Consider the following 6,000-nt stretch of genomic DNA (forward strand, 5'->3'; position numbering starts at 1 on the left):
CCCGGAATCCCCAGCAATCAGTCGATCAACAAAACCACAACGGAGACGGGACCGGCCATGGCGCAACAAAAATGGGTCATCACCGACGTAAGCCGCGGTATTTGGGTGGAACAGTTGACTCTCACGCACGATATTGCCCCTGCGATTCCGGAAGGGGTTACCATTACCAAGCGGACCCTGCACGGTGGCCGTTCTGAAGGCGTGGAGACGATTGAAGTCCACAACGGACATCTTCGCGTGGTGGTGCTCCCCACTCGGGGAATGGGTATCTGGCGCGCATGGTGCGGCGATCTGGAGCTAGGCTGGAAGGCGCCGATCCGCGGCCCAGTGCATCCCCGGTGGGTCAATCTTTGGGAACCGAGTGGCTTAGGATGGCTGGACGGTTTTGACGAACTTTTTGTTCGCTGCGGTCTGGAAAGCAATGGTGCACCGGAATTTGATGACCGCGGCGTTTTGCGCTATCCCCTCCACGGCAAGATCGCGAATCTCCCGGCTTCACGGGTAGAAATCGTGGTCGACGACGAAACCGGCCAGGTGTCGATTTGTGGAGAAGTCCTGGAAACCCGACTCTTCTTCAACAAACTCAAACTTTCCACGGCTATCAGCACTTTGCCCAATTCCTGTGAATTAGCTGTCACCGACACCGTAACCAACCTTGCCGCCGTGCCCGGCGAAATGGAGCTCCTCTATCACATTAATTTTGGTCGACCCGTCCTGGAGCCGGGGTCGCGCGTCATCCTGCCGGTCAAACGTTTGGCACCCCGCGACGCCGTGGCGGCGCCGGAAATCGATCGCTGGGACAGGTATGGTCCGGAGACGCCGGGCAAGCCCGAGACGGTCTATTTCATCCAGCCGCTCGGTGATGGCAAAGGTTTTACGCAGGCCGTTTTGCACAATGAGACAGGCACCCGGGGTGTTCGCGTAGGATTTAATGTCCACGAGCTGCCTTACTTCACCCTGTGGAAGAACGAGCAGCCTTTCTGCGACGGATACGTGACGGGTTTGGAGCCCGCCGTGAATTTCCCCAACCGCCGCTCCTTCGAAAAGTCCAAAGGCCGCGTCATCACCCTTCAGCCGGGTGAATCCCGCAGCTTCACGGTCACAATCGCCGCTCTCTGTAGCTCTGAGGCCGTTTCCAGTGCGCGGAGTGAAATCCTTTGGCTGCAGGGAAGCACGGCGCCCGAGGTACTCCGAGAACCCTGGCCCGAATGGTCTCCGTGAGGGAACTCTTCCCCTCTCCCAGCCCTGTGGTCCGTGACAATCACCTCGCAGGAGCCGGATGTGTACAGTTGGACTTTCGTTGCTCCACGCGGTGTATATCGGGATGAGCAGGCGAGACGGAGGAAGCCCGGCTGGCGTCAACGGTTCTGATAGCGTTGCATAATCCGTCGAATTTCCCGCTGCGACTCTTCTTTCTTGATGATTTCCCGTTTATCGTGCTCTTTGCGCCCACGACACAAGCCGAGCAGGACCTTGGCCAGTCCCCGCTTGAAATAAATTTTCAATGGAATGAGCGTCAGGCCTTTTTGCGACGCTTGTCCGGCAAATCGTGTGATTTCTCGCCGATGAAGGAGGAGTTTTCGCGGACGCTTGGGGTCGTGGTTGAATCGATTCGCTTGTGGATATTCTGGAATGTCGCAATTGTAGAGCCAAACTTCTCCGTCTTTGACCCGGGCAAAGGCCTCCTCGATGGAAACTTTTCCGTTGCGCAGGCTTTTCACCTCGCTGCCCAAAAGGGCGATGCCGCACTCGAGGGTGTCGAGGATTTCATAGTCGCGCTTGGCGCGTCGATTCTGGGTTACGACGCGTTCGTTGTTGTGTTCGGAGTCGGTCGGTTTCTTGTCCTTGGCCATAATTTTTTCCGGAGCAACACGAAGCATTCGCCCCCGGTCCGCAACCTGCTGTAGATTATTGACAATGTGCCGCTCGGATCTGCGCGCGGCATGGGCGACATATGCCGCGATTCGTTGCTCACGCCTCCAGTCTGGCGCCGCGTCACTTCAGTCCAGGATATTTCAGAAGATCGAGCAAATACTGCCCATAACTGTTATTGTAGCGGCGAGCGAGCCTTTCGAGTTGGGCGGCGTCGATGAATCCCTTGCGATAGGCAACTTCTTCAAGGCAGGCAATTTTCAATCCCTGACGATGCTCGATGGTTTCCACAAAATTGGACGCCTCCAGGAGCGATTCGTGCGTCCCTGTGTCGAGCCAGGCGAAACCGCGGCCGAGAATCTCTACATGGAGTCGCCCCCGCTCCAGATAGATTTGGTTGACGTCGGTGATTTCCAGTTCTCCGCGAGCGCTGGGCTTGAGCTGGGCCGCAATTTCCACCACATCATTGTCGTAAAAGTACAAACCGGTCACCGCGTAGTTCGAGCGTGGTTCTTTGGGCTTTTCCACGATTCGAACAGGTCGGCCCTGCTCGTCCAGCTCCACCACCCCGTAGCGCTGTGGGTCTTTGACAAGATAGGCAAAGACGGTGGCGCCTTCCGGGCGCGAGGCCGCCCGCACAAGCATCGCCTGGAACCCCTGCCCATAGAAGATGTTGTCGCCCAGCACCATCGCCACGTGATCCGGCCCGATGAAGTCACGCCCGATAATGAATGCTTGTGCCAATCCTTCGGGCTTGGGTTGAACAGCGTAGCGAATGGAGATTCCCAGCTCGGACCCATCGCCCAGTAAACGCTGAAAGAGCGGGGTATCCTCGGGGGTGGAAATGAGCAGAATATCGCGAATCCCGGCAAGCATGAGGGTAGAAAGCGGGTAATACACCATCGGCTTATCGTAGATCGGCAGGAGCTGTTTGCTTACCGCCCGCGTCAAGGGATGAAGTCGGGTGCCTGCTCCCCCTGCAAGGACAATCCCCTTTTTGCAGTAGATGGTCATGAGAAGCCCTCCATCAAGCCGCACTTCACCCCTGAGAGACGCGTTGTTCGCTTCTAACCCGCCCCAGCCCGAGACGCTCCCGCCGATATTTGCCCGAGGTCACCCGCTCCACCCAGGCGGTGTTCTCAAGATACCATCGGACCGTGCGTTCGAGCCCTGTCTCGAACGTTTCCTGGGGTTCCCACCTTAATTCGCGACGGATCTTGCTGGCATCAATGGCATAACGGCGGTCGTGACCGGGCCGATCCTGAACAAACGTGATTAATTGGGAACACGGCCGATGCGGTAGATCTGGGCGAAGACGATCCACAATCTCGCAAATCGCGTGGACAACCTGGAGGTTGGTCCGTTCGCAGTTGCCGCCGATATTGTACTCGCTACCGGGCCGGGCTTTTTTCAACACCAACCGTAACGCCCGACAGTGGTCTTCGACATACAGCCAATCCCGAATGTTTTGACCGTCTCCATAAACGGGCAGCGGTTTACCCTCCACGGCATTGAGAATCATCAAGGGAATCAATTTTTCCGGAAACTGATAGGGGCCATAATTGTTGGAGCAATTGGTCACTAGGACCGGCAGCCCATACGTGTGGTGATAAGCCCGCGCGAAATGATCGGCCGCCGCTTTGGAAGCTGAGTAAGGCGAATTCGGGGCATAAGGTGTTTCCTCGGTGAAGTATCCCGTGGGACCGAGCGAACCGTACACTTCATCGGTGGAGACATGAAGAAAACGGAAGCGTTCCTTTTCATCGGCGGGCAAGCCACTCCAGTAATCGCGGGCGGCTTCCAGGAGTCGAAAGGTGCCGACCACGTTGGTCTGAACAAATGCCGCAGGTCCGTCAATGGAACGATCCACGTGAGACTCGGCTGCAAAGTTCACAATGGCCCAGGGACGAAACTCCTCCAGGAGCTGCCGCACCATAGGCCCGTCGCAGATATCCCCCTGCACAAACACATGGCGGGGATCATCGAGCACGTCCGCTAAGGAGTCCAGGTTCCCGGCATATGTGAGTTTGTCCAAATTGACGACTCGTCCCGGCTCTTCCCGCAGCCAGAACCGAACGAAGTTACTCCCGATAAATCCGGCCCCGCCTGTGACGAGAATGGTGTCCATAGTAACCGGTCCCCTTGAAAAGTTCCTGGTTGCCGTGATTGTTCCGCCGGTGATCAGGTTGCTGGTACTGCTTTCTCTATATAGCTTAATTCGCGTACCATTTCTACCGAGTGCCTTCGCAAGACACAAACCCCCTTTTCTTGGTTATTTGCGCCACCTTCCGTGACAAGCATTCCATAACAATCTACAATCGAAATAAGCGGTAACTGGAAATCTGCTAACAAAAATTGGCGTTTTCCCATCTTTGTGGCGGAGAACACAACTCAAACCCTCAGGTGGCGTTCGAAGAGGAGCTGACGATGATCTCCAGACGCGTGGTGATTGTGGGCGGAGTGGCGGGCGGGGCATCCTGCGCTGCCCGACTGCGACGATTGGACGAAAATGCTGAAATCTACGTATTCGAGCGCGGTGGCTTTGTGTCCTTCGCGAACTGCGGCCTACCATACTACATTGGGGGGGTTATTTCTCCTCGCGAAAGACTACTCGTTGCATCACCGGAGCGCTTCAGAGACTATTTCAACGTCGAAGTTCGGGTCAATCACGAAGTCACTCGCATTGACCGCGAAAATCGGCTTGTGGAAGTCCGCAACCGGCAGACGGGAGCCCGTTTCACCCGGCCTTATGACGCCCTCGTGCTCTCCCCAGGGGCAAAGCCGATTGTCCCCGATGTTCCTGGGGTCGATTTGCCTGGGGTCTTCACACTTCGACTCCTCGAGGACGCAGAGCGTATCTATCGCTGGCTACAGGACAGGCATGTGACCCGGGCTGTCGTGGTGGGGGCAGGTTATATTGGCCTGGAAATGGTGGAGAATCTTGTCAATCGCAACATTACGGTCACCGTCATGGAGGCCGCACCCCAAATTCTTCCGGGTTTCGATCCGGAGATGGTCGTGCCTATTTACGATAAACTGGCCGCCCACGATGTTCGTCTACTCCTTGGGCACCCCCTCCAAGCGATTGAGGCGGATGGTTCCCAGCTTCTGGTGATGGCGGGCGGAGAAAAGATCGACTGTGGCGCGGTCATCCTCAGCGTTGGCGTTCGTCCAGACGTGACGCTGGCACAAGATGCCGGCCTGGAGATCGGCTCCCTGGGCGGAATCCGTGTCAACGAGCACATGCAGACGAGCGATCCATTAATCTGGGCTGTCGGAGATGCAGTCGAGGTCAAGGATTTGATCACCGGCCAGCCGACCTGGGTACCGTTAGCGGGGCCTGCCTCCCGCCAGGCACGCGTGGCGGCAGACAACATTTGCGGCCGTCCCAGCCGTTTCCCGGGGGTGCTGGGAACTGCACTCGTTCGAGTCTTCGGTGTGGATATCGCAAAAACAGGCCTGACCGAGAAAGCCGCTCAGCGGGCTGGGATCCCCTACCAAAAAAGTTTCACCCATTCTGCCAGCCATGCGACCTATTATCCGGGGGCCAAACCGATAACCATCAAACTGCTTTTCGATCCCCGCGACGGTCGTATTCTGGGAGCCCAGGCGGTTGGTGGTGAAGGCGTAGACAAACGGATCGACGTCATCTCAGCGATGATCCAAAAGGGTGGCACCGTGTACGATCTGGAAGAAGCGGAACTCTGCTACGCACCGCAAGTGGGCAGTGCAAGAGATCCGGTCAATATAGCGGGCTTTGTGGCAGGGAATATACTGCGGGGCGATGTGACCCCTGCCCACTGGGATGAGCTGGACCGTTTTCCCGAGGAGCAACGCCCATTCATCCTCGATGTGCGAACCCCTGGCGAATTTGCCGCGAGAGCTTTGCCGGGCGCGGTCAACATTCCCCTGGGAGAACTCCGTGGCCGGCTGCACGAATTACCGCGGGATCGCGAAATTTGGGTTCATTGTGCCGGCGGCCAGCGTTCCTATTACGGTGCGCGAATCCTCACTCAAAAAGGTTTCCGCGCACGCAATCTCTCCGGCGGATACTCGACCTATCGTGCTTACCGGCGGGGCACACCAAGGAGCAACGGGTAAGCCATCTGTTGTGAGACAGCTTCTGCC

Annotated in this window: 5 protein-coding genes; 2 read left to right on the forward strand and 3 right to left on the reverse strand. The window is 57.1% G+C overall.

What is annotated here, in order from left to right; genetic code table 11:
* The first annotated feature begins 57 nt into the window (after positions 1-57).
* Positions 58-1,221 carry an aldose 1-epimerase family protein gene (locus tag ABJK56_RS07150; RefSeq protein ID WP_347243979.1) on the forward strand — a complete coding sequence of 388 codons (1,164 nt, stop codon included), beginning with the start codon at positions 58-60 and terminating at the stop codon, positions 1,219-1,221.
* Positions 1,222-1,358: 137 nt separating this feature from the next.
* On the opposite strand, the gene smpB is transcribed toward ABJK56_RS07150, so the two are convergent.
* The 3 genes from smpB to rfbB all read right to left on the reverse strand — a co-directional run bounded on the left by smpB (position 1,359) and on the right by rfbB (position 4,000).
* Positions 1,359-1,853 (reverse strand): SsrA-binding protein SmpB, encoded by a 495-nt coding sequence (gene smpB, locus ABJK56_RS07155; RefSeq protein ID WP_347243980.1) that lies wholly within the window; start codon positions 1,851-1,853, stop codon positions 1,359-1,361.
* Between the two features lie 142 nt (positions 1,854-1,995).
* On the reverse strand, positions 1,996-2,886 hold the full coding sequence (rfbA, locus tag ABJK56_RS07160) for a glucose-1-phosphate thymidylyltransferase RfbA (protein ID WP_347243981.1): 891 nt from the start codon (positions 2,884-2,886) through the stop codon (positions 1,996-1,998).
* Between the two features lie 25 nt (positions 2,887-2,911).
* A complete protein-coding gene (rfbB, locus tag ABJK56_RS07165; protein WP_347243982.1) occupies positions 2,912-4,000 on the reverse strand; it encodes a dTDP-glucose 4,6-dehydratase in 1,089 nt (362 codons plus the stop codon).
* 299 nt (positions 4,001-4,299) lie between these two features.
* Here rfbB and ABJK56_RS07170 point away from each other — a divergent pair, with 299 nt between their 5' ends.
* Positions 4,300-5,973, forward strand: a complete 1,674-nt coding sequence (locus ABJK56_RS07170; RefSeq protein WP_347243983.1) for an FAD-dependent oxidoreductase — start codon at positions 4,300-4,302, stop codon at positions 5,971-5,973.
* The last annotated feature ends 27 nt before the right edge of the window (positions 5,974-6,000 follow it).

Origin of the sequence: Thermogutta sp. (assembly GCF_039793925.1) — a bacterium.
In the GTDB taxonomy this organism is placed as follows: Bacteria; Planctomycetota; Planctomycetia; order Pirellulales; family Thermoguttaceae; genus Thermogutta.

Excerpts from the sequence above, each read along its gene's own strand:
- smpB (WP_347243980.1), bottom strand. The coding sequence starts at position 1,853 with ATGGCCAAGGACAAGAAACCGACCGACTCCGAACACAACAACGAACGC.
- rfbB (WP_347243982.1), bottom strand. The coding sequence starts at position 4,000 with ATGGACACCATTCTCGTCACAGGCGGGGCCGGATTTATCGGGAGTAAC.
- ABJK56_RS07170 (WP_347243983.1), top strand. The coding sequence starts at position 4,300 with ATGATCTCCAGACGCGTGGTGATTGTGGGCGGAGTGGCGGGCGGGGCA.
- ABJK56_RS07150 (WP_347243979.1), top strand. The coding sequence starts at position 58 with ATGGCGCAACAAAAATGGGTCATCACCGACGTAAGCCGCGGTATTTGG.
- rfbA (WP_347243981.1), bottom strand. The coding sequence starts at position 2,886 with ATGACCATCTACTGCAAAAAGGGGATTGTCCTTGCAGGGGGAGCAGGC.